This is a genomic window from Acetonema longum DSM 6540 (genome assembly GCF_000219125.1).
GTDB classification, from domain to species: domain Bacteria; phylum Bacillota; class Negativicutes; order Sporomusales; family Acetonemataceae; genus Acetonema; species Acetonema longum.
Window position 1 is genome coordinate 1 of the sequence record NZ_AFGF01000102.1, and the last position, 21,934, is coordinate 21,934.

The 21,934-nt window shown below is 50.7% G+C and carries 28 protein-coding genes; all 28 read left to right on the top strand.

Annotated features, from left to right (window positions below; translation table 11 throughout):
• Window positions 1-414, top strand: a 414-nt coding sequence (locus ALO_RS11250) for a cytidine deaminase (protein WP_004095866.1), incomplete at its 5' end; no start/stop codon positions are given.
• 20 nt (window positions 415-434) lie between these two features.
• A complete protein-coding gene (gene deoC / locus ALO_RS11255) occupies window positions 435-1,121 on the top strand; it encodes a deoxyribose-phosphate aldolase (RefSeq protein WP_040293229.1) in 687 nt (228 codons plus the stop codon).
• A 26-nt stretch (window positions 1,122-1,147) separates the two neighbouring features.
• Window positions 1,148-1,912, top strand: a complete 765-nt coding sequence (gene udp, locus ALO_RS11260) for a uridine phosphorylase (protein WP_004095868.1) — start codon at window positions 1,148-1,150, stop codon at window positions 1,910-1,912.
• A gap of 114 nt (window positions 1,913-2,026) precedes the next feature.
• Complete coding sequence (locus ALO_RS11265; protein WP_004095869.1) at window positions 2,027-3,124, top strand: BMP family lipoprotein; 1,098 nt, start codon at window positions 2,027-2,029, stop codon at window positions 3,122-3,124.
• A gap of 146 nt (window positions 3,125-3,270) precedes the next feature.
• On the top strand, window positions 3,271-4,797 hold the full coding sequence (locus ALO_RS11270) for an ABC transporter ATP-binding protein (protein ID WP_004095870.1): 1,527 nt from the start codon (window positions 3,271-3,273) through the stop codon (window positions 4,795-4,797).
• Window positions 4,794-5,855, top strand: a complete 1,062-nt coding sequence (locus tag ALO_RS11275; protein ID WP_004095871.1) for an ABC transporter permease — start codon at window positions 4,794-4,796, stop codon at window positions 5,853-5,855. Before ALO_RS11270 ends, ALO_RS11275 begins: the two co-directional genes overlap by 4 nt.
• Window position 5,856: 1 nt before the next feature.
• The gene (locus tag ALO_RS11280; protein ID WP_004095872.1) at window positions 5,857-6,801 is read left to right on the top strand and encodes an ABC transporter permease; all 945 of its coding nucleotides are present in this window, start codon (window positions 5,857-5,859) and stop codon (window positions 6,799-6,801) included.
• 172 nt (window positions 6,802-6,973) lie between these two features.
• On the top strand, window positions 6,974-7,984 hold the full coding sequence (gene spoIIIAA / locus ALO_RS11285) for a stage III sporulation protein AA (RefSeq protein ID WP_004095873.1): 1,011 nt from the start codon (window positions 6,974-6,976) through the stop codon (window positions 7,982-7,984).
• A complete protein-coding gene (locus tag ALO_RS11290; RefSeq protein ID WP_004095874.1) occupies window positions 7,975-8,496 on the top strand; it encodes a stage III sporulation protein AB in 522 nt (173 codons plus the stop codon). The genes spoIIIAA and ALO_RS11290 overlap by 10 nt, the downstream gene beginning before the upstream one ends.
• 19 nt (window positions 8,497-8,515) lie before the next feature.
• Complete coding sequence (gene spoIIIAC / locus ALO_RS11295) at window positions 8,516-8,719, top strand: stage III sporulation protein AC (RefSeq protein WP_004095875.1); 204 nt, start codon at window positions 8,516-8,518, stop codon at window positions 8,717-8,719.
• 124 nt (window positions 8,720-8,843) lie between these two features.
• The gene (gene spoIIIAD, locus ALO_RS11300) at window positions 8,844-9,230 is read left to right on the top strand and encodes a stage III sporulation protein AD (protein WP_004095876.1); all 387 of its coding nucleotides are present in this window, start codon (window positions 8,844-8,846) and stop codon (window positions 9,228-9,230) included.
• Between the two features lie 95 nt (window positions 9,231-9,325).
• Entirely contained in the window at window positions 9,326-10,486 is a 1,161-nt protein-coding gene (gene spoIIIAE, locus ALO_RS11305; protein ID WP_004095877.1) for a stage III sporulation protein AE, read from the top strand.
• 12 nt (window positions 10,487-10,498) lie between these two features.
• Entirely contained in the window at window positions 10,499-11,089 is a 591-nt protein-coding gene (gene spoIIIAF / locus ALO_RS20900) for a stage III sporulation protein AF (RefSeq protein WP_004095878.1), read from the top strand.
• A 12-nt stretch (window positions 11,090-11,101) separates the two neighbouring features.
• Window positions 11,102-11,707, top strand: coding sequence for a hypothetical protein (locus ALO_RS11315; RefSeq protein WP_004095879.1), 606 nt, complete (start codon window positions 11,102-11,104; stop codon window positions 11,705-11,707).
• Window positions 11,708-11,721: 14 nt separating this feature from the next.
• Entirely contained in the window at window positions 11,722-12,249 is a 528-nt protein-coding gene (locus ALO_RS11320; RefSeq protein WP_004095880.1) for a SpoIIIAH-like family protein, read from the top strand.
• Between the two features lie 172 nt (window positions 12,250-12,421).
• On the top strand, window positions 12,422-12,823 hold the full coding sequence (locus ALO_RS11325) for an Asp23/Gls24 family envelope stress response protein (RefSeq protein ID WP_004095881.1): 402 nt from the start codon (window positions 12,422-12,424) through the stop codon (window positions 12,821-12,823).
• A gap of 19 nt (window positions 12,824-12,842) precedes the next feature.
• Complete coding sequence (gene amaP, locus ALO_RS11330) at window positions 12,843-13,382, top strand: alkaline shock response membrane anchor protein AmaP (RefSeq protein ID WP_004095888.1); 540 nt, start codon at window positions 12,843-12,845, stop codon at window positions 13,380-13,382.
• A gap of 11 nt (window positions 13,383-13,393) precedes the next feature.
• Window positions 13,394-13,618: a DUF2273 domain-containing protein gene (locus ALO_RS11335; protein WP_040293232.1), complete on the top strand. Its 225-nt coding sequence runs from the start codon at window positions 13,394-13,396 to the stop codon at window positions 13,616-13,618.
• A gap of 14 nt (window positions 13,619-13,632) precedes the next feature.
• Entirely contained in the window at window positions 13,633-14,046 is a 414-nt protein-coding gene (gene nusB, locus ALO_RS11340) for a transcription antitermination factor NusB (RefSeq protein ID WP_004095892.1), read from the top strand.
• A 4-nt stretch (window positions 14,047-14,050) separates the two neighbouring features.
• On the top strand, window positions 14,051-15,001 hold the full coding sequence (locus tag ALO_RS11345) for a Kae1-like domain-containing protein (protein WP_004095894.1): 951 nt from the start codon (window positions 14,051-14,053) through the stop codon (window positions 14,999-15,001).
• A gap of 54 nt (window positions 15,002-15,055) precedes the next feature.
• On the top strand, window positions 15,056-15,193 hold the full coding sequence (locus ALO_RS22455; RefSeq protein ID WP_004095897.1) for a hypothetical protein: 138 nt from the start codon (window positions 15,056-15,058) through the stop codon (window positions 15,191-15,193).
• 101 nt (window positions 15,194-15,294) lie between these two features.
• On the top strand, window positions 15,295-16,515 hold the full coding sequence (xseA, locus tag ALO_RS11350; RefSeq protein ID WP_004095899.1) for an exodeoxyribonuclease VII large subunit: 1,221 nt from the start codon (window positions 15,295-15,297) through the stop codon (window positions 16,513-16,515).
• Window positions 16,512-16,763 carry an exodeoxyribonuclease VII small subunit gene (xseB, locus tag ALO_RS11355; protein ID WP_004095901.1) on the top strand — a complete coding sequence of 84 codons (252 nt, stop codon included), beginning with the start codon at window positions 16,512-16,514 and terminating at the stop codon, window positions 16,761-16,763. Before xseA ends, xseB begins: the two co-directional genes overlap by 4 nt.
• Window positions 16,760-17,647 carry a polyprenyl synthetase family protein gene (locus ALO_RS11360; RefSeq protein ID WP_004095903.1) on the top strand — a complete coding sequence of 296 codons (888 nt, stop codon included), beginning with the start codon at window positions 16,760-16,762 and terminating at the stop codon, window positions 17,645-17,647. Before xseB ends, ALO_RS11360 begins: the two co-directional genes overlap by 4 nt.
• 102 nt (window positions 17,648-17,749) lie before the next feature.
• Window positions 17,750-19,636 carry a 1-deoxy-D-xylulose-5-phosphate synthase gene (dxs, locus tag ALO_RS11365; protein WP_004095912.1) on the top strand — a complete coding sequence of 629 codons (1,887 nt, stop codon included), beginning with the start codon at window positions 17,750-17,752 and terminating at the stop codon, window positions 19,634-19,636.
• The gene (locus ALO_RS11370; RefSeq protein ID WP_004095920.1) at window positions 19,633-20,493 is read left to right on the top strand and encodes a TlyA family RNA methyltransferase; all 861 of its coding nucleotides are present in this window, start codon (window positions 19,633-19,635) and stop codon (window positions 20,491-20,493) included. Before dxs ends, ALO_RS11370 begins: the two co-directional genes overlap by 4 nt.
• Window positions 20,494-20,507: 14 nt before the next feature.
• On the top strand, window positions 20,508-21,368 hold the full coding sequence (locus ALO_RS11375; protein WP_004095922.1) for an NAD(+)/NADH kinase: 861 nt from the start codon (window positions 20,508-20,510) through the stop codon (window positions 21,366-21,368).
• On the top strand, window positions 21,365-21,934 hold the full coding sequence (mnmM, locus tag ALO_RS11380) for a tRNA 5-(aminomethyl)-2-thiouridylate-methyltransferase MnmM (protein WP_004095924.1): 570 nt from the start codon (window positions 21,365-21,367) through the stop codon (window positions 21,932-21,934). The genes ALO_RS11375 and mnmM overlap by 4 nt, the downstream gene beginning before the upstream one ends.

The window sequence follows — 21,934 nt, forward strand, 5'->3', positions numbered from 1 at the left end:
AAGCGTATGCAAGACAGAGATTTATTGCGGCAGGCCGCAGCGGCCCGGATGTTATCTTATTCTCCTTATTCTGGCTATCAGGTAGGCGCAGCTCTGCTCTGTGAGGATGGTACGGTGTATACTGGCTGCAATGTGGAGAATATTTCCTACGGAGGCACTATTTGCGCTGAACGGACGGCTGTAGTAAAAGCTGTAAGTGAGGGCCGGCAAAAGCTTGTCAAAATTGCCGTTTCCGTATCCGGTGAGGAGCCAGGCATTCCGTGCGGCATATGCCTGCAATTCTTAAGCGAATTTGTGGATTCGGAATTTTGGCTGATTTGCGGCAATTGCCGGGATGAATATACCGCCTATTTGTTTAAAGAAATTATGCCCGCCGTATTCCGGTCTGCCGCCGTTCAGAAAGTGGGCGAATAGGGGCGGCGATCATTTTTATCATGTTGGAGGGGGATACTGTGGAATCGATCGCAAAACGCATTGATCATACCTTGTTAAAACCGCAGGCCAGCCGGGAACAGCTTGTCGCACTGTGCCACGAGGCCGTAACCTATGGATTCCGATCAGTCTGCGTCAATCCTTGCCGGGTGCGGGAAGCAGCCAAGCTGCTTAGAGGAAGTTCCACATTGGTTTGTACGGTCATTGGCTTTCCCCTGGGGGCTGCTACCATCCGGATGAAGGCGGCGGAGGCGCTGGAGGCAGTGGAAAGCGGCGCCGGCGAAGTCGATATGGTGATGAATATCGGCGCGGCAAAAGACGGCGACTGGAACTATGTGCAAGAAGATATTGGCGCGGTGGTACAGGCGGTAGCCGGCCGGGCGGTCGTTAAGGTGATCATTGAAACCTGCTTGCTGACAGAAACGGAAAAAAGACGGGCTTGCTCAGCCATTTTGGCGGCTGGGGGGGATTTTGTCAAAACGTCTACCGGGTTTGCCGGTGGCGGGGCAACAGTGGAGGATGTCCGGCTGTTAAGAGAGTGCGTGGGAGACAAGCTGCAAGTTAAAGCGTCCGGCGGGATCGGCAGCTACGAAGGCGCCCGGGCCATGCTGGAGGCAGGGGCCGACCGGCTGGGAACTAGCGCCGGCGTAGCGATTATGAACGGTGCTGCCGGCAGTAATGCTTATTAATACCGGAGAAAACAGGAGGGACTACGATGAGCGAGCTGTATCATGTTGGGCTGACACCGGAACAAGGGGCTAAGTATGCTATTTTGCCCGGCGATCCGGGACGGGTGGAAAAAATCGCGCAACTTTTGGAAAATCCTCAGTTTGTCGCCTGTCGGCGAGAGTATAAGACCTATGCCGGAACGCTGGCAGGGGAGAGGGTGCTGGTTACCTCGACCGGCATTGGCGGTCCGTCAGCCGCCATTGCTGTGGAAGAATTATATATGACCGGAGTACGGAATTTTATTCGTGTCGGCACCTGCGGCGGCATGCAGCACCAGGTAATGAGCGGCGATATGGTGGTGGCCACGGCGGCTGTCCGGATGGAAGGGACCTCGAAGGAATATGTGCCGATTGAATATCCCGCCGCCGCCGATTTTGATGTAACCTGCGCGCTGGTTGACGCGGCCCGGCATTTAAATAAACCCTTTCATACAGGGGTGGTTCAATGCAAGGATTCTTTTTATGGACAGCACGATCCCGGTCGGATGCCAGTCGGCGTCGAACTGCTCAATAAATGGGATGCCTGGGTTAAGGCCGGCTGTCTGGCCTCAGAGATGGAATCGGCCGCACTTTATACGGTGGCCGGCATATTGCGGGCCCGAGCGGGCTGCGTGCTGTCGGTAATTTGGAACCAGGAACGGGAAAAAGCCGGTCTGTCCAATGAGCCTTGCCATGATACCCAGGCGGCGATTGAGGTGGCGGTTGAAGCGATACGTATTCTGATTTCTTACAACAGGCAGGATAGTCAGTGACAGCGGGACCAATCTTTTTTCTAAAGTGGACATATGTCCTTTTTTTTGCAGCGGGCTTGATCATACAATGATAAGTAATAGAGGCAAAAACTAATCCACGGAGGAGGAGAAACGATGAGTAAGAAAGGCTTGTTTTGGCTAACTCTTATGCTGGCCCTGACCCTTGTGCTCGCTGGCTGTTCCGGCAAGCAGGATGCGAAAGCTCCTGGGACAGGCAATCTGATGGTAGGGATGGTAACCGATGCCGGAAGCATCGATGACAAGTCCTTCAATCAAGGGACCTGGGAAGGTATCGTAAAGGCCGGTAAGGATTTTGGCTTTACGCCGAAATATCTAAAGCCGGGCGGCACTACCACGGCTGACTATGAAAAGGAAATCGCCAACTTAAGCGATGCCGGCTACAGTTTGATCATAACCCCCGGCTTTAAATTTGAAAATGCTATTTTTACGGCTCAGGAAAAATACCCTGATAAGAAGTTTGTCCTGATGGACGGTGTACCCCGTTCCTCTGATGGTTCCAATGTAAAAGTGGGACCCAATACGGTGTCCATTAACTTTGCCGAACAGGAAGCCGGCTTTATAGCCGCTGTGGCCGGGGCACTACAAATCAAAACCGGTGAGTTCGGTTTTATCGGCGGTATGGAGATTCCGCCGATAAAGCGGTTTAACTGGGGATTCCAGCAAGGTATCGCTTATGCTAATGCCAACCTGGGGACGAAGATCACTTTGAAAGCGGAAAATGTAATTTACCAGGGTACGTTTCATGATGTGGCAGCCGGTCAGCAGTTGGCGGCTCAGATGTATGACAAGGGCGTCAGCGTTGTCTTTGCCGCAGCCGGCGGCGTAGGAACCGGCGTCATCAATGAAGCGGTGACCCGGACCAAGGCAGGTAAAGAGGTATGGATGATTGGTGTTGATGTTGACCAGTATGCCCAAGGCTACTACGATGCGGACAAAACCAAATCGGTTGTCCTGACGTCGGCGATGAAATGTGTAGACCAGGCTGCTTATGATATGGTGAAAGGCGTGAAAGAAGGGACTTTCCCCGGCGGTAAGACCCTGACCTTTGACGTGAAAAACAATGGGGTCGGGATTCCGGCTGCCAATCCTAATTTGACTGGGGATGTCACCACGAAGGTGAAAGAGGTCTTTGCCGGGATGCAAAGCGGCAAAATCATCGTAACCGATAAGGGAGACGGCCTGATTCGCTAAGTGAGTGAAGAAAAAGATCGATAATCCAAAGAAACTGATTCAGCGTAGAACAGGTCCGAACCGGAGAGAACGCGGCTTGCTGTGAGCGGCTCTTCTGTCCGGGCCTGTTTTTATGGATCATATATGAGTTACAAGGGGGTAAAGCGATGGAGTATGTCGTAGAAATGCGAGATATACGCAAGGAGTTTTTAGGAATTGTAGCCAATGATGCTATCACGCTGACTGTCCGCCCCGGTGAGATCCATGCGCTTTTAGGGGAAAACGGCGCCGGAAAATCAACCTTGATGAGTATTTTGTTTGGCCTCTGCCAGCCGGACCGCGGTAAAATCTTTATCCGCGGCCAGGAAGTGAAGATAGCTAACCCCAATGTGGCCAACGACCTGGGCATTGGCATGGTGCATCAGCATTTTAAACTGGTCCATAACTTTACGGTTACGGAAAATATCATTTTAGGGATGGAGCCGCAGCGGTTCGGCGCCGTTCATATCAAGGCGGCGGCCGAGCGGATTCAGGAGCTCTCCCGGCATTATGGACTGAATGTTGATCCCGCCGCTAAAATCGAAGATGTTTCGGTCGGAATGCAGCAGCGGGTGGAAATCTTAAAAATGCTCTACCGCAATGCCGAAGTGCTAATTTTTGATGAACCCACAGCTGTGCTTACTCCCCAGGAAATAACCGAATTAATAAAGATTATGCAGAATCTGGCGGCTGAGGGTAAGTCGATTATTCTCATCACCCATAAACTCAAAGAGATTAAAGCCGTAGCGGACCGCTGCACTGTCATCCGGCGGGGGAAGTATGTCGGTGTTGTTGATGTGGCGACTGCCAGCGAACAGACAATGGCGGAAATGATGGTAGGCCGGCAGGTTTCCTTTATCGTTCCCAAGGGCGAATACCGTCCCGGCAAGGTGCTGCTCAAGCTGGAAGGTCTGACTGTGCTAAATCATGCCAGGACGGCGGCGTTAAAAAGTTTTTCCTTGTCCGCCTATGGCGGGGAAATTGTTGGTGTCGCCGGAGTGGATGGCAATGGCCAGACTGAGCTGGTTGAGGCGATCACCGGGCTCAGAAAGGTCGAAACGGGGCATATCTGGCTTGACGGGAAGGAGATTACCAATTTATCGGTTCGCCAGCGCATTGACGCCGGGCTGGCCCATGTGCCGGAGGACCGGCAAAAGCGGGGGCTGGTGCTGGACTATAGCCTGGAGGACAATATCATCCTGGAAATTTACGGCCGGGAACCCTTTGCCAAGGGGTGGCTCTTGAACCGTCCGGCCATCCGGCAATATGCGCAGGAAGTTATGCAGCATTTTGATGTGCGGTCAGCTCAGGGCGTCGTGACGGCCGCCCGTTCGCTGTCGGGCGGCAACCAGCAAAAAGCGATTATCGGACGGGAAATCAGCCTGAATCCCCGGGTGCTGATTGCTGTACAACCGACCCGGGGACTGGATGTCGGCTCCATTGAATACATCCACCGGCGGCTGATAGCGCAGCGGGATGCGGGGTTTGCGGTGTTATTGGTATCATTGGATCTTGATGAAATCCTGAATCTGTCCGACCGGATTGCTGTTATTAGTCATGGTGAGCTGATTGGTACGGTGAATGCAGACCAAACCGATGAGATCAAAATCGGGCTGATGATGGCCGGAGTCGGCAAGGAGGGACAGGAAACATGAGTTTTCATAAGCAAAAAGAAGGGATTACGCTGCTGGCAACCATTTTGCTGGGTCTGGCGGCCGGTGCGCTGTTTATGATGCTTGCCGGACATGACCCCCTGTCGGGCTATAAATTTTTGTTCCGGGGCGGCCTGATGAATCTTGAGCGGGTGGGCAATACGCTGGCAACGGCGACGCCTCTGATTTTTACCGGTTTGTCGGTGGCTTTTGCCTTTAAGACCGGTCTGTTCAATATCGGAGCGGCTGGGCAGATGTTGTTCGGCGGGTTTTGCGCCACAGCGGTGGGGCTGACCTGGTCCCTCGACAAACCGGCTCTGCTCTTTGCCATGACCCTGACGGCCATGCTGGCCGGTGCTTTATGGGCAGCCTTGCCGGGCTGGTTCAAAGCCCGCTTTAATGTGCATGAAGTGGTTTCCACCATTATGTTTAACTGGATGGCCTATTGGCTGGTATATTACCTGGTACCGCTTTACTTTAAGGGTTCCTTTGAAACGGAATCCCGCAATATTCCGTTGGCGGCATCGCTCAGGACGCCTTGGCTGTCCCAAATGTTTGACGGATCTTATATGAATATCGGTCTGGTCCTGGCCTTGGCAGCTGTTGCGTTTTGCGCCTTTTTACTGCAGCGGACAACACTTGGCTTTGAACTGAAAGCGGTAGGATTTAATCGTTTTGCCGCCGAATATGCCGGCATTCACGCCGGCCGGAGCATTGTGGTATCGATGATGCTTGCCGGCGCACTGGCCGGACTGGGCGGCATGACCTTATACTGCGGCTATGCCACCAATATTCAGATTGGTGTATTGCCCTCTCAGGGAATTGACGGGATTGCCGTGGCGCTGTTGGGGGCCAATTCACCCTGGGGAGTGTTGGCGGCAGCCATCTTTTTCGGAGTGCTGTATTCGGGCAAAGGGTTCATGAACGCTATGACCAGCATCCCGCCGGAAATTGCCGATACCATCATTGCCACTATCATTTACTTTGCAGCTACCAGCGTACTGCTTGAGAAATTCTTGAGCCGGCTGTGGCGAAAACAACAAAGCGAGGAGGGCGCATAAGATGTGGGTGGTTGTTCAGCAAATCGCACCCTACGCAGTGGCTTATACGATTCCGCTGCTTATCACGGCTCTTGGCGGCCTGTATTCAGAACGAAGCGGCGTGGTGAATATCGGTCTGGAGGGACTGATGGTGGTCGGGTCTTTTGCCGGGGCTCTGACCATTGCCACCCTGCAGGGAACCATGCACGGCGAGGTGCTCTGGCTGGGCTTGCTGGCGGCTATGGCGGCTGGTGCGCTGTTTTCGTTCTTACATGCCTTTGCCAGCATCAGCCTCAATGCGAATCAGGTCATTAGCGGTACGGCGATCAACATGATTGCCGGAGCCTTGACGGTATTTGTCGGACGCAATCTAACAGGCAGCGGCAACATCCAGATTGTCGGTTTTACTCGTTTTTCCGTTCCGGGTCTCAGTGATGTGCCTGTCGTAGGCAAGCTGTTTTTTACTAACACCTATCCGACCACCTGGCTGGTGTTATTGATCCTGCTGATTTCCTACTATGTTTTGTATAAAACGGTATTTGGCCTGCGGCTCAGGGCTTGCGGCGAGCATCCTCATGCGGCCGATGCGGCCGGCATCAATGTGTACCGGATACGCTATCTTGCTGTGGCGATTTCCGGCGCCATGTCAGGTTTGGGTGGCGCCATTATTCTGACAACCTATTCCGGCGAGTTTAACGGAACCGTGTTTGGACTGGGCTTCTTGGCATTGGCCGCACTTATATTCGGCCAATGGAAACCCCTGGGTATTCTGGGGGCAACAGTTTTTTTTGGCTTTGCCAGCACCGTGGCGAATGTGGCGCAGGTCTCGCCCGTGCTTGCCCAAATACCGGGTCTTATCTTAAAGATATTTCCCTATGTGATTACCCTGCTGGCACTGGTGCTGTTCTCCAAATCCTCGCAGCCGCCGCGGGCCTCGGGTGAACCGTTCGAACATGGTAAACGCTGATCCGGCATAGTTGCTCTCCATAAAAAGCATCGCTAATGAAAATGGATGCCCTCAGGCGTCCATTTTTCATTTCTGCTTCAGGGAGCGTATCAATTGCGAACAGAGGACTATTTTTGTTGGAATATATTTTGGCCAAGGCAAATATCTATGTAAAGAAAGGACGGGAACAAGAATGGTTATGAAGCAGGCGGAAGGTCTTTTAGAGCAAACAATTTTCCCCATTTTGTCTTCTCGTATTGCCGGTCTTATTCGTTCGGTTCCGCCGCCTATGCTGGACCGAATGACCGAGATTCGCATTCGTACCGGCAAACCCTTGTGCATTCTGACCGAATCGTCCGATAAAATGCTGACCCCCGATGGGAGCGTGACGGTGGATCCGGCATGTGCCTATTACTGCAGCCGCGAAGATATCGCCAAATCCTTGCAACTGGTCAGCCGCAATTCGCTGTATGCTTATGAGCAAGAGCTTCAGATGGGCTATTTTACCGTGGAAGGCGGTCACCGGATTGGGGTAGCCGGACAGGCTATTTTAGAATCCGGCCAATTAAAAGCCCTGAAAAATATCAGTTCGCTGAATATCCGGATTGCCAGGCCGATACCGGGAGCTGCCAATATAATCATGCCGTATGTGATTCAAGGCCATAACAAGGTATATAATACCCTGATCATTTCACCGCCCCGCTGCGGTAAAACCACTGTGCTGCGAGATTTGACGCGACAATTGAGCAGCGGCGTAAGCCAGTACGGATTTGCCGGAGTGCAGGTGGGACTGGTGGATGAACGTTCAGAAATCGCCGCTTGCTATCAGGGAGTACCTACCGTGGAGGTAGGGCCTCGGGTCGATATTTTGGACGGCTGTCCCAAAGCGATCGGGATGCTGATGCTAATCCGGTCTATGTCGCCTCAGGTAATTGTGACTGATGAATTGGGCAGTGAGGAGGATGTGCGAGCGGTCAATGAGGCTTTGCATGCGGGTGTCAGCGTAATTGCCAGCATTCATGGCCAAAATGCAACGGATATACTGCACAGGCCTTGCAGCAGTGAGCTGATCCGTGCGAAGTATTTCGACAGATATGTGGTCCTTACCGATAAACCCCAAGTAGGTACCGTAGGGGATATTATCGCCGCCGCTACTGGGGAAATCCTCTACCGGCAGGCAAAGGGAGTGAAAGCATGTGGCTGAAACTGACGGGCAGTGTGTTAATCGTTGCAGCCGGTTCTCTCTTTGGCTTTGAATTAGCCAAACGATATATCGAGAGGCCGAAACAGATTCGTCAGTTAATGAATGGCATACGGTCCCTGCAATCTTATATTCATTATGCGGCTATGCCCCTGTCTGAAGCATTTTCCCAAGCTGCCAGAGGGGTGGCGGCGCCGGTTTCGGATTTGCTGACGGCAACAGGGGCGATCATGCAAAAGGATACCTACCTTACTCCTCAGGAAGCTATTACCCTGGCGGTAAAAGAAATGCGATGCCGACTGGCGCTGAATAAGGCGGAGGTGGACGATTTGATCCTGTTTGCCGCCAATCTGGGTTTCATGAACCGGGAAGAGCAGCAAAAATATTGCGGTATGATCCTGAGTCAGCTGGAAAAGTACGAACAGGAAGCGTTGAAAGTCAAAGAGCAAAACGTTACTATGTACCGGTATCTGGGAGTGTGCGGCGGATTAACGCTGGTGATTCTGATTCTGTAAAAGAAAGGAGCCTTGCATTGTGGGATTTGGCTTGGATTTGCTGTTTAAAATTGCCGGTGTCGGTATTTTAGTTTCAGTCTTCCATACTGCTTTAAAGCAGGCCGGAAAAGAAGATATGGCGCATCTGTGCACTCTGGCCGGATTTACGATAGTTCTTTTATGGGTGGTGCAGCTGCTGGGGAGGTTATTTAATACGGTGCAGGATGTGTTTAAGTTGTTTTAAGAGCTCGGAAAGTAGCGCATTTCGGCTTTCTGCCCGCTGCGGGCTTCATTTGCTTTACCCGAAACGCGCCTTACTTTCGGCTACTTCGCGATGCTTTGCATCACTTAGGAGTGCGGGGTATATTATGGAAATCCTTCAAATCGTCGGGCTGGGATTTGTAGTCACCCTTTTGATCTTGATCATTCGCCAGCAGCGGCCAGAATTAGCCGTCCAGTTAAGCCTGACGCTGGCAACTGCTATTTTCCTGTTGATACTGGCTAAAATTCAGGTGATATTAACCGTTTTCCGTGACCTGGCGGAAAAGGCCAACATCAATCAAACCTACCTTACCACCATGCTGAAAATTATCGGCATTGCCTATCTTACTGAATTTGGTTCCCAAGTTTGTAAGGATGCCGGTGAGGGTGCCGTAGCCGCTAAAATTGAATTTGCCGGTAAAATTTTGGTGATGACGATGGCCATTCCGATTATCGCGTTGGTTATAGACAGCATTGTCCGCTTGATCCCATAGGGACCTTTGAAAAGGCCTAGCATCTGGACCTTTTTGAACGGTCCCGGATGGAGGCCGTAGGTTGGCATGGATTCCTGCATTAAAGGTGGACTGTGATGAAAAATGTCATTGTCATAATAGTCATGTTGCTTTGTTTTTATGGTGGCAGCGCCGCTGCCCAGACGCCAAACGACGCCATTCAGGAAGAATTGTTTGAGGGGCTTTCGGTGGAGGCGGTGAACCGGTTTATTGATCAGATTAACCGGGAACTGAATCAGGATCTGCCTGGTGTCAACCCGGATACCCTTCGCAAAATCGCCGATCAGGGCCTTTCTTTGGATTGGAACAATCTATGGCGGGAGATCGGGCGGCGATTCTTCAGTGAAATTTCTCAAAACCTGAATCTGATGGGGAAACTGCTGTTTTTAGCTGTGTTATGCGCGCTGCTGCAGAATCTGCAGAGTTCTTTTGAATCCTCCACTGTATCGTTATTGGCCTATGGTATTTGTTTCATTTTCCTGATCACTTTGGTATTGGCGGCATTTTACCAGATCACTGCCGTTACCCGGAGCAGTGTGGAGTATATGGTTGGTTTTATGCAGGCTTTGCTGCCGTTAATGATGTCCCTTTTGGCCGGGGTGGGGGCCCTGACTTCCGCCGCTTTGTTTACGCCGTTTATGCTGTTTGTGATCAGTTCAGTCAGTGTGGTGATTAAAGATATTGTGTTGCCGCTGCTTTTTCTGGCGGCGGTGGTTGACTGTATTAACTACTTATCGGATAAGTATCGAATCAGCAATCTGGCAGGATTAATCAAACAAGGGGGCATGATCGTCCTGGGACTGACCATGGTGCTGTTTATCGGTATCATTACAGTCCAGGGAGTGATCGGTGGGGTAAGCGACGGGCTTACCCTGCGGACAGCAAAATTTGCCACGGCAACCTTTATTCCGGTAGTCGGGAAAATGTTTGCCGATACCGTGGAGCTGGTCATGGGAGCTTCACTGGTATTAAAAAACGCGATCGGCGTTTTGGGCGTGCTGGTGATTGCCACCTTATGCTTTATGCCGATTTTAAAATTAGTGTCCTTAATCGTGATTGTGAAAAGCACCGGTGCTCTGATTCAACCCCTGGGCGCGGAAAAAATGGCGCAATGCCTGGAGAATTTGGGAAACAATCTTTTGCTGGTTTTGGGAGCGCTTTTGACCGTAGCTCTCATGTTCTTTTTATCAATCACCATGATTATTGGAGCGGGGAATATTACGATGATGATGCGATAGGATGTGTAATAGATGGGATGGATTACTGACTGGATCAAGAATATTGTATTTGTTACTCTCTTTGCCACGTTTTTTGAATTGCTGCTGCCCAGCAGTAAGATGAAACAGTTTGTGCGGGTCGTACTGGGATTGTTCATCATGCTGGCCATCATTAATCCGGCGATAGAATTAGTGCGGGGAGGCTTTGAGGCCGATGACATTCCGGCTCTCGGTTTGGTTGAAACCAATGCGGCACAGGTTAATACGGCTGCTCAGGCCATAGTCAGTCAAAGGGAGAAACTGGCCAGGGATATTTATATACGGGATTTGGCGCAGCAAATCCAGGCGATTGCGGAAACGGTAGACGGCGTCGCCAAAGCAAAAGTCCGCCCGGTATGCGATTTTCCTGATAATGGAGTTGCCAACCTCAGGGAAATCAGGGTATATGTGCATACGGGCGCGCGGCAGAAAGGAACCCACATCAATGCCATTGTGATCGGTCAGACTGAAAGGCCCGGGAAGGCGGCCATATCGGAGCAGATAATTACTCGGATTCAAACCAGGCTCTCGGAACTGTATCAGGTAAAACCAGGGCAAATTACAGTAATGCCACTTGAGGAATAAGGAGGAATTTTGGTGAGTAGCGGCCAGTCATGGATAGCCGGGGCAAAAAAATTTGGTTCGGAATTGGCCCGGGCCGGTGTATGGAATTTTAAACTGATCGCCTTGGGCATTCTGGGAGTGGTTCTGATGTTGCTGGGAGGGATATTTCCGGCGGTTATGCAGCCGGCGCCCGCCGGACAGGAGGTTAAGCCTGGCGGACAGGCGCCTGCATCTGTATCCCGCGGTTTTGAAGAAGGACTTGAGGTCAAGCTGGCCAATTTATTGTCCCAAGTCAGAGGGGCGGGAGCTGTAGCCGTGAACGTTACTCTGGAAAGCGGCAATATGCAGGAATATGCTAAAAATGTGGTCAAAGAGACTAAAATAGTGCAGGAAAAAGACAATGCCGGCGGCATTCGATCTACCACTGAAAGCAAAGAAACGGAAAATATTCTGGTCAGCAGGGAGAATGGTATAGACCGGCCGGTGATGGTCCGGGAAACAAAGCCGGTGATCCGTGGTGTGCTGGTGATTGCTGAAGGTGCCGGCGATTCCTATGTTAAGGCCAATTTGACCCGGGCAGTGGAAGCCAGTCTGGGGATTCCGTCCTATAAAATAACAGTTTTACCACAAAGAAAGTGAGGGTGAGTCGCGTGATGCTGGTTATTGCCCTGAAAAAGATCCGAATGGCGCTGATTGCAATAGGTATAGTGGTACTGGGTATTTTGCTGTTTCAGTTAGTGACGTCTTATCAGAATCGGCTCCCATCCAAAGTGGACCGTACCAATGCCATGGAAGTGACTAAACCCATTGTCACCGAACAAGCTGTTATCGCCATACCTGATTTTTTTACCGAGTATCGTTTGGAAAGGGATAAGATCCGCAGCGAGCGATTTGATCTTTTGAAGGATATGATGAAAACAGCTCAAAATGAAGATGCAAAGCAAAAGGCGCAGGATGCGATCATGAAACTGGTATTAGAAAAGCAGCGGGAATATGAGATGGAAAATATGATTAAGGCTCGGGGGTTCCAGGATGCTTTAGTTTTAGTCCAGGACAACTCCGTCAATGCTGTTATCAAAACCGCATCCTTTTCCCGGGAAGATGTACTGCAAGTGGCCGATGTCATCAGGCGTGTGACCGGCGTAAAATCTGAGGATATTACGATCAGCGCCAAGCCTTAAAGCTTTAAGGCTTTTTTCTTCCAATTTTTCATATCGTCTAATTGAGGCTCGGATACCGGGATTAGGATGGATATTTGTAAGAATGGAAAAACTTTGATATAATATAAAAGCCATATACAGGCTGTGCTGTCCTGGATTGAGGGCAATTTATCCGAAATAAGGAGGTTAGCCGGTGGAAAAACGTGAACGCGTGGAAAAAACCGAACATAATGATGTTGGTTCGATACGGATAGCTGATGAAGTAGTTGGCATCATTGCCGGATTGGCGGCTATGGAAGTAACCGGAGTGGCCGGAATGAGCGCCGGCTTGGTGGGTGGAATCGCCGAAATGCTGGGCAAAAAAAATCTGTCTAAGGGAGTGAAAGTAGAGGTAGGGGAAAGGGAAGCCGCGGTCGATTTATTTATTATCGTTGAATATGGCGTTCGCATCCCTGACGTGGCTCTGCGCGTGCAGGAAAATGTAAAACGAGCGATTGAATCCATGACAGGGCTGGATGTGGTGGAAGTGAATATCCATGTGCAAGGCGTAGGCTTTATTCAGGACGGAAGAGAAGAAGATATCCGCGTACGTTAGAAAGGGGTAACAGCTGGCGATGGGCATCTTAGACCGGATCATTTTGACGATTTATACATTTCTTTTAACAGTCTTATCCCTGGGCGTAATTCTACTGTCATTACGCCTTATTCCTTTGCAATGGGTATGGACAAGCGTTGACCAGATCTATGGACATTGGGAAACCGGCCTGATGGGAGCAGTGTTCTTTTTAGTGAGCGTACGGTTGCTGCTGGCCGGTGTTCGTTCACAGCGATCCAGACATGCCATCCTGCATCATACAGATCTGGGCGATGTCCATATTTCGATTTACTCCATTGAAAACCTGGTGGAGAAAACGGCGCGTCGCATCCGGGGAATTCGTAACGTTAACGTTACGGTAGGATACGGCAAACAGGGACTGGAAGTGGATGTCAAGGCGGTGGTTAGCCCGGACAGCAATATTCCGGCAGTAACCCACGAAATGCAGCAGCAAATCTATGATGCGATTAAAAATACCGTAGGGGTAGATACTGTTGATATCAGAATCATTGTCAAAAATATTTCCAATGATTTTCGCTCAAGACATAGAGTAGAATAGGGGGATAACAGGTGGACCAGAGATTGTTTCAGGAACTGTGGAAGTATCACAGTGGGAAACTGGTGGGGGGTCTACTGGGATTTCTGCTGGGAATGTTTATCCTGTGGCTGGGCTTTTTCCAGACATTATTTCTTCTTTTTTGTGTCATTGTCGGATATGTCATCGGAAAGAGAATTGATGAGAAAGAGGATATTGCCGACATATTGGATAAATTGCTGCCGCCTGGGTACAGATAGAAAAGAGGGGAATTATGAGCCGGAGAAAGGCACGGGAAATCGCACTACAGACAATGTTTCAGATGGATTATAACACCGACGCTGACCCAAATGCGGCGCTGGACGCGGCATGCACCGAATATGAGCATGTGGCGGATACTACCAGAACTTACGCCCATGAGCTGGTTCAGGGAACAAAAAATCATTTGCCGGAAATTGACCGGATTATTGCCGGCAATTCGCCGGACTGGAAACTGGAGCGTATGGCCGGAGTGGATCGCAATATTACCCGCTTGGCGATCTATGAAATGAACTTTGGCAAGAGCCCTTTGCCGCCCAATGTGGTCATCAATGAAGCGGTTGAATTAGCAAAGTCTTTTGGCACCGAAGATTCAGGCCGTTTTGTTAACGGCATACTGGGCTCCCTGGCCAAAAAAGCGGCAACCTGATCCTATGGCTGATAAAATTGCCGGCTTTATCGGTATTGATACCAGCTGTTACACCACTTCCGGCGCTATTCTGGACAAGCAGGGCAACCTGTTGGCGGACGTGAGGATTCCTCTGCGGGTAAAGCCCGGCGGCAGGGGACTGGCTCAGTCGGAAATGGTTTTTCAGCATGTTCGCAACTTACCGCAAGTATTCTCTCAGTTGAAAGAAAGTCTGCCGGTCTCGGTTCGACCGGCGGCAATCGGTGTGACTGCCTGTCCCAGACCGGTTGAGGATTCCTATATGCCGGCTTTTCTGGCAGGGGAGAGTTGCGCCATGACTTTGGCGGCGTTGTATGAAACGCCGGTTTACCGTTTCAGTCATCAGGAAAACCACATTTTGGCCGGGATCTGGTCGGCGCAAGGGCCTGATTCGCCGCGATTTTTAGCCATACATGTCTCCGGCGGTACCACTGAAGCGGTTCTGGCCTCAACGGCTGGGCCCGGTTTTCAGATTGAGCCACTGGGAGAAAGTTTGGATTTGCATGCCGGGCAGTTTATTGACCGGATCGGGGTCGCGCTGGGATTGTCCTTTCCTGCCGGGCCTCATTTGGAAAAATTGGCTGCGGCATGCGAAAGTCCGGAGCTTGTCCCCACTGCTGTCATTAAGAACAATATCAGCTTTTCCGGACCGGAAAGCCATGTCCTGCGCCTTATTCAGAAGGGGTGCCGGCCGGAGGCAATTGCCCGGGGCGTAGAGCACTGTATTGCCGAATCGCTTTCCCTTGCAGCTCAGCGGGCGGCAGAGACGGCTGGGCTCAGCGAGGTACTATGGGTTGGCGGCGTTATGTCAAATCGCTATATCCGCCTGCATGTGGCGGCGCAGTTGTCTCAAGCCGGGATCAAGACCTATTTTCCGGCAAAAGAGTATAGTCCTGACAATGCGGTAGGAGCGGCTTTTTTTGCTTTGCGGCATTAACACGGCCTTCTGTCGTTGCATATGATATATCAGACAACGGCGGAGGTGGGGCGTATGCTGACTTATATCCTGGGTGGAGCCATCCTTGGCGCAATTATTGGATATGTGATTACTCCGGGGCACTTTTTCTGGTTCGTCTTGGGGGCGGCTTGCGGTTATCTTGTCCGGAAATATGGCGGATATAGGTTTTAATATCCTATTCTCAGACATTTTGTCTGTCTTTTTTTTTCGTCTTGGTATATGATTAGAGTAGCTTGAAAAAGCCAGCCTTACAGCTGGAAGGATGAATAAGCATGGAAATAATAACGGTTAGTGAATTAACCCGGTTTATCAAAAGAATGTTCGATGCCGACCGGCGCTTTGCTTCGGTTTTTGTGCGCGGTGAAATATCCAATTTTAAACGGCACTATTCCGGACACTGTTACCTTACCCTCAAAGATAGCGAAGCAGTCATCCGGGTCGTGATGTTTCGGAGCAAAGCCCAAAACATTAAGTTCGAATTGCGGGATGGACTGAAAGTAGTTATCGGCGGCTATGTTTCTGTTTTTGAACGGGACGGACAGTACCAGCTTTATGCTGAACAGTTGCTGCCGGAAGGAGTCGGCGAACTGAGTCTGGCTTTTGCTCAACTGAAGGACAAACTCAGCAAGGAAGGTTTGTTCGATGAAGCGAGAAAAAGACCTCTGCCTTTCTTGCCCAAAAGCATCGGAGTGATAACTTCGCCTACCGGAGCTGTCATTCGGGATATTATCACCGTAGCCAAACGACGCCACCCGGGAATTTCTATTTTATTGTATCCGGTCCAGGTTCAGGGTGCGGAAGCGCCGCCGCAAATCGTGCGGGCTCTTAAAATTATGAATGAACTTCAAGAGGCGGATGTTTTGATTGTAGGCCGCGGCGGCGGTTCTCTGGAAGAATTGTGGCCCTTTAATGATGAGCAGGTAGCGCGGGCGATTGCCGCCTCCCAGATTCCGGTGGTGTCGGCAGTGGGGCATCAGACAGACTTTACTTTGGCTGATTTTGCGGCGGACAGGCGGGCGGCGACACCTTCCCAGGCAGCTGAAATCGTTGTGCCGGACATCCGAGAGTTGTTTAAGTATATGGGTACCTTAACCCAACGCCTGGAATTGGGTATGGGGAATCTGACTGGCCGCCGCCGGCAGAGGCTGGAACAGCTCTTTGCCAGCCGGGCGCTGCAGCAGCCCCGGGAGTGCACGATTGCCGGCAGGCGGCAGGTGGTTGATCTCGAGTTACAGCGGCTGTTATCAGCCTATAGAGAGGCAACGGGGGAGAAAAAGCGGACCCTGGCCATAGCGGCGGAAAAACTCCATGCCCTTAGTCCTTTGGCGGTGCTATCCAGAGGATACGGCATTATTCGCAAGTGCAGCGGCAGTGAGTTAAAGCCGGTTGCCTCCGTACAGTCTGTTAATTCCGGCGACGCTGTGGAAATTATCCTGCAGGACGGTAAATTACAGGCTGAGATTAAGACAAAGTCGGATGAGGTGATACTATGAGCAGGGCGAAAAAGACAGATTGCAGCTTTGAAGAAGCGGTAACTCAGTTAGAATCCATTGTAAAACAATTAGAAAAAGGCGATTTGCCTTTAAATGAGGCTTTGACTTGTTTTCAGGAAGGGGTTGCCTTGTCCCGGTTTTGTTTTAAACAATTGGATGACGCTGAGCGGCAGATGGATAAAGTCATCCAGGAACTGAATGGAGCTATTATAAAAAAACCGCTTGCACTACAGGAGGATATGGAATGACTGACACGTTAAAAGAGTACTGCCGGCAAAAAGTCGCTTGCATTGATCATAAACTGGAACTCTTACTGCCCAAACAGGGCCAATATCCTCCGGTCATTCTTGAGGCCATGCGCTACAGTGTTTTTGCCGGCGGCAAGCGGATGCGGCCTGTTTTGCTCATGGCCGCCGCCGATGCAGTCAATGGCAGGGGGGAAGAATACACTCATGTGGCGGCCGGGCTGGAAATGATACATACCTATTCCTTGATTCATGACGACCTGCCGGCTATGGATGATGATGACTATCGACGGGGAAAGCCGACCAATCATAAAGTGTATGGTGAGGCTATGGCCATATTAGCAGGCGACGCCTTGCTGACTTACGCCTTTGAAGTCATGGGGCGTCAGCCGGACGTGCTTTCTGATGTATTGCTGCGGGTCATCGCCGAAATTGCCGCTGCTGTCGGCCCTCTGGGCATGGTAGGGGGACAGGCCATGGATCTTTTTTCCGAAGGAAAACAAATCGGTTTGCAGGAAATTGAGTATCTGCATAAGGCAAAAACCGGCGCGCTGTTTAAGGCTTCTATCAGGGCCGGCGCCATGCTGGCCGGGGCAGGGGAGGAGCAACTTCAGGACCTGACTCAATACTCCGACTATTTCGGCCTGGCTTTCCAGATTACCGATGATATTCTGGATGTAACCGGCAATCAAGCCGAGCTTGGCAAACCGGTGGGCAGTGACAGTAAAAATCAAAAAGCCACTTATGTTTCTCTTTATTCTGTGGACAAAGCCAAGAGCATAGCCGGCGAAGCTGTGGACGGCGCCCTGAATACTCTGAAATTCTTCGGGCCGGAAGCGGATATACTGCGCGATCTGGCTAAATATCTCCTTTCCCGCAATAATTAACAGCTGGGAGAGACTGCTGTCAAACCTTATTCTGATAACAAACAGCCGGATATGTTATAATAAATAAAATGGTGTTTTTCTGGTGAAAGCGAGGAAAGACGCGTGTATTCTATACTGGAAAAAGTTGATCAACCGCAGGATTTAAAAAAATTGTCGGCTGTGGAAACAGAGCGGCTTGCTGACGAAATACGGCAATTGATTATACATACTGTCGCCAAAACCGGAGGGCATTTGGCGCCTAATTTAGGAGTCGTGGAGCTTACTTTGGCGCTTCACCGGGTATTCGACAGTCCCAGGGATAAAATTGTCTGGGATGTGGGACACCAGGCCTATGTTCATAAAATTCTGACCGGCCGCCGTCAGCAATTCAACACGCTGCGTACGCTGGGGGGGCTCAGCGGCTTCCCGAAACGGAGCGAAAGTGAACATGATGCCTTTGGCGTTGGCCATTCCAGCACTTCCATTTCTGCTGCCTTAGGCATTGCTTTGGCACGAGATATTAAACAGGAACAGTATCAGGTATTAGCTGTCATCGGTGACGGCTCTCTTACCGGCGGTCAGGCCTTTGAGGCTTTGAATCATGCCGGGCAGTCAGGCACTAAGCTGATTGTGGTATTAAATGATAATGAAATGTCTATTGCAAAAAATGTGGGCGCCATGTCCGATTATCTGACTAAGCTTAGATCTGACCCTGCCTATTCGCGAATGAAGCGGGACATAGAGTATGTTTTGCGCCGGATTCCAGCCATTGGCGACAGTGTGGCCAAAACCCTGGAACGGGCGAAAGACAGCTTGAAATATTTCTTGGTTCCCGGCATGATTTTTGAAGACCTGGGATTTACTTATATCGGACCGATTGATGGCCACAATGTCGCCAAATTATGCGAGACCTTTCAGGCAGCTAAGGCCATAGAAGGGCCTGTGCTGGTCCATGTCATCACTCAAAAAGGCAGGGGATATGGCCCGGCAGAATCCAATGCCGATAAATTCCACGGAACGGGCCCTTTTTGCGTGGATACAGGCGAAATCATAAAAAACAGCAATACTGCGCCCACCTATACATCTGTCTTTGGTCAAGCTATGCTGGAAGTAGCCGGTCAGGACCCGCGCATTGTGGCGATTACCGCCGCCATGTCTGAGGGCACGGGATTAAAGAGCTTTGCGCAAAAATTTCCCCAGCGCTTTTTTGATGTGGGAATTGCCGAGCCTCACGCCGTAACGCTGGCGGCCGCCATGGCTTCCCAGGGGATGAAACCGGTTGTGGCCATCTATTCTACCTTTATGCAGCGGGCTTATGATCAGATTATCCATGACATTTGCCTGCAGAACCTGCCGGTGGTGCTGTGTTTGGACCGAGCCGGCATAGTAGGCGAGGATGGGGCGACCCATCAGGGGGTATTTGATTTATCCTATTTGCGGACTGTGCCGAATTTAACGGTTATGGCGCCCCGGGATGAAAATGAGTTGCGGCATATGCTGTATACAGCTATAAAGTCCGATTCTCCGACAGCCATTCGTTACCCTCGCGGCAGCGGGCGGGGAACAACTTTGGAGCCTTGCCGGACTGTCGATATCGGCAAGGCTGAAATCCTGAAGGAAGGAAAAGACCTGGCGCTGGTGGCTATCGGTTCCATGGTCGGGGCCGCGGAACAGGCCAGTGATATTCTAAGCCGCCAGGGGATTAGCGCCGGCGTGGTGAATGCCCGTTTTGTTCAGCCGCTGGATCAGGCCCTTTTGCAAAGTCTGGCCCGAAAGGTCGGTTTCCTGGTTACCATCGAGGATAATGTTTTAGCGGGAGGATTTGGCGCTGCGGTTGCGGAATATGTTAGTGACCGGCATTGGTACGGGGTCAAGCTGTTTAGGCTGGGGCTGCCTTCCCGATTTATCGAACATGGGAAACGGGATGAGCTGCTGGCCAAGTACGGGCTGAATCCTGAGGGCATAGCCCTCCAGGTGGAGCGGTTCTGGCAGGAGTTTGGCGCTAAATGACCATAAACGAGACAGAAAGCATAGAAAGCATGGAAGAGAAAGAAAACAGGCCGGTGAAAAAAGAAAGATTGGATATTCTTCTTGTGGAGCGGGGGCTGGCCCCCAGCCGCGAGAGGGGCAAGGCCTACGTAATGGCCGGTCTGGTATTTGTAAATGATAAAAAAGTAGAAAAAGCAGGCGCTATGATCGCTTCAGATGCCTTGATCCGGGTGGCCGGCGATAGTATCGGCTATGTGAGCCGCGGTGGTCTCAAACTGGCAAAAGCTCTGCAAGTGTTTGATGTTGATTTAAACGATAAAACGATGATCGATATCGGCGCATCCACCGGCGGCTTTACTGATTGTGCCCTAAAAAACGGCGCAAAGCGGGTACATGCGATTGATGTAGGATACGGCCAACTGGCCTGGAGCCTTCGCACCGATCCCAGGGTTATCAATATGGAACGTACCAATATTCGTACGGTCACCCTTGCCGATATTGGCGAGGCGGCAGATTTTATTTCCATTGATGTTGCCTTTATTTCCCTGCGCAAAGTATTGCCGGTGGCCAAAAATTTATTAAAAGAAAATGGTTGTATCATCGCCCTGATTAAACCGCAGTTTGAGGCCGGTAAAGAAAAGGTAGGGAAAAAAGGCGTCGTACGAGACCCTGAGGTACATATAGACGTGATTCAGACCATCGTTGATTTTGCCCGGCAGGAAAGTCTTCTTCCCCAGGGTCTCACCTTTTCCCCTGTTAAGGGCCCGGAAGGCAATATTGAGTATTTAGTCTATTTGCTGCAATCAGGGCAGGATCAGGTGGATTCGGCTTGTATCGCGCGGATTGTGGCATCTGCCGGTGAAGAACTTTCGTCTTGATGAGGAGGAGCAGCGTGCGGATTGGTTTGTTTCCCAATACTGGTAAACCTGGGGTAGAGAAAGTTCTTGCCCAAATCATTGCTCACCTGAAGGAAAAGAAGATAGAGTTTTTTTTGCCTGAGGAAAGTGCAGATCGTTTAGGCATGGCCGAATATGCCGGCAGTTGGGCTGATATAAAACAGGCAATCGGCATCGGCATTACCTTGGGAGGCGATGGAACCATCTTGCATGTGGCCCGGGACTTAGCTGCTGTCGGAATACCTGTATGCGGCATTAATATGGGGCATCTGGGCTTTTTAACGACGATTGAACTTTCCGAGACTCTTGCTGCTTTGGATAGAATTCTGCAGGGCGACTATTGGATTGAAGAGCGGTTAATGTTAGAGGCTTCGGTTTTGTCTGACGGCAAAATCAGGCAGGTTACTACCGCCTTGAACGATGTAGTGATCACTCATGGGAGGATCTCCCGTTTAATCCGCTTAAACGTAGCTATAAACCATGAATTAGTAGCCCGCTATCCGGCCGACGGTCTGATTATTGCAACGCCAACCGGATCAACCGGGTATTCCCTTTCCGCCGGTGGCCCTATTGTCAATTCGGGGCTGGAAGCCATCCTGATTACACCGATTTGTCCCCATACTCTGTACTCCCGCTCGCTGCTGATTACGGCGGATGAAACCGTTCAGGTAGACATGGCGCCTTCACAGCACGACATTACTCTGACGATAGACGGGCAGCTGGCCTGTGAACTTTGGCCTGAAGATGTGATCACTGTCGGGAAATCACCGTTTAAAGCCAAGTTTGTCCGGTTTAACGACCGCAGTTTTTATCAGACGCTGCAGCGGAAATTACGCCGGGGGGATATAGAGGGATGAATGTTGCCAATGCATTGCAAATGGCCCGGCAAATCTTGCTGCCTAAGCTAAAAGATGCTTCGGTTATTCTTGATGCAACTGCCGGCAATGGCAAAGATACACTGTTCTTAGCCCAAAATACCCCGCCGGATGCGGTGATCTGGGCTTTTGATATACAACAGACGGCTCTTGCCTCTGCTGAAACACATTTGCGGCAAGCTGGATTTTTTCACAAAGTCCGCTTTATATGGGATAGTCATGTTAATCTGTCGGAACACATTCACCAACCGATTGATGCGGCAGTATACAATCTGGGATATCTGCCCGGAAGCGATCATGGAATTACTACTGCGCCTGAATCTACCGTTTTATCCCTTGACCGCCTGATGCATCAATTAAATCAGTCGGGGTTAGTCGCCATTGTTGCTTACACCGGACATGAACCAGGTCTGGAAGAGCAAAAAGCCGTTCACGCCTTTTTGCAATCTTTACCGCAAAAAGATTTTGCGGTAGCTGGCTGGCAGATGCTCAATCAGATGAATAACCCGCCGATGTTATACGTGATAGAGAGAATAAGGAGGGATTGA

What these genes read in the sequence shown, in the direction of transcription:
- deoC (WP_040293229.1), top strand. Translation starts at nt 435, where the DNA reads ATGTTGGAGGGGGATACTGTGGAATCGATCGCAAAACGCATTGATCAT.
- udp (WP_004095868.1), top strand. Translation starts at nt 1,148, where the DNA reads ATGAGCGAGCTGTATCATGTTGGGCTGACACCGGAACAAGGGGCTAAG.
- ALO_RS11265 (WP_004095869.1), top strand. Translation starts at nt 2,027, where the DNA reads ATGAGTAAGAAAGGCTTGTTTTGGCTAACTCTTATGCTGGCCCTGACC.
- ALO_RS11270 (WP_004095870.1), top strand. Translation starts at nt 3,271, where the DNA reads ATGGAGTATGTCGTAGAAATGCGAGATATACGCAAGGAGTTTTTAGGA.
- ALO_RS11275 (WP_004095871.1), top strand. Translation starts at nt 4,794, where the DNA reads ATGAGTTTTCATAAGCAAAAAGAAGGGATTACGCTGCTGGCAACCATT.
- ALO_RS11280 (WP_004095872.1), top strand. Translation starts at nt 5,857, where the DNA reads ATGTGGGTGGTTGTTCAGCAAATCGCACCCTACGCAGTGGCTTATACG.
- spoIIIAA (WP_004095873.1), top strand. Translation starts at nt 6,974, where the DNA reads ATGGTTATGAAGCAGGCGGAAGGTCTTTTAGAGCAAACAATTTTCCCC.
- ALO_RS11290 (WP_004095874.1), top strand. Translation starts at nt 7,975, where the DNA reads ATGTGGCTGAAACTGACGGGCAGTGTGTTAATCGTTGCAGCCGGTTCT.
- spoIIIAD (WP_004095876.1), top strand. Translation starts at nt 8,844, where the DNA reads ATGGAAATCCTTCAAATCGTCGGGCTGGGATTTGTAGTCACCCTTTTG.
- spoIIIAE (WP_004095877.1), top strand. Translation starts at nt 9,326, where the DNA reads ATGAAAAATGTCATTGTCATAATAGTCATGTTGCTTTGTTTTTATGGT.
- spoIIIAF (WP_004095878.1), top strand. Translation starts at nt 10,499, where the DNA reads ATGGGATGGATTACTGACTGGATCAAGAATATTGTATTTGTTACTCTC.
- ALO_RS11320 (WP_004095880.1), top strand. Translation starts at nt 11,722, where the DNA reads ATGCTGGTTATTGCCCTGAAAAAGATCCGAATGGCGCTGATTGCAATA.
- amaP (WP_004095888.1), top strand. Translation starts at nt 12,843, where the DNA reads ATGGGCATCTTAGACCGGATCATTTTGACGATTTATACATTTCTTTTA.
- nusB (WP_004095892.1), top strand. Translation starts at nt 13,633, where the DNA reads ATGAGCCGGAGAAAGGCACGGGAAATCGCACTACAGACAATGTTTCAG.
- ALO_RS11345 (WP_004095894.1), top strand. Translation starts at nt 14,051, where the DNA reads ATGGCTGATAAAATTGCCGGCTTTATCGGTATTGATACCAGCTGTTAC.
- ALO_RS22455 (WP_004095897.1), top strand. Translation starts at nt 15,056, where the DNA reads ATGCTGACTTATATCCTGGGTGGAGCCATCCTTGGCGCAATTATTGGA.
- xseA (WP_004095899.1), top strand. Translation starts at nt 15,295, where the DNA reads ATGGAAATAATAACGGTTAGTGAATTAACCCGGTTTATCAAAAGAATG.
- xseB (WP_004095901.1), top strand. Translation starts at nt 16,512, where the DNA reads ATGAGCAGGGCGAAAAAGACAGATTGCAGCTTTGAAGAAGCGGTAACT.
- ALO_RS11360 (WP_004095903.1), top strand. Translation starts at nt 16,760, where the DNA reads ATGACTGACACGTTAAAAGAGTACTGCCGGCAAAAAGTCGCTTGCATT.
- ALO_RS11370 (WP_004095920.1), top strand. Translation starts at nt 19,633, where the DNA reads ATGACCATAAACGAGACAGAAAGCATAGAAAGCATGGAAGAGAAAGAA.
- mnmM (WP_004095924.1), top strand. Translation starts at nt 21,365, where the DNA reads ATGAATGTTGCCAATGCATTGCAAATGGCCCGGCAAATCTTGCTGCCT.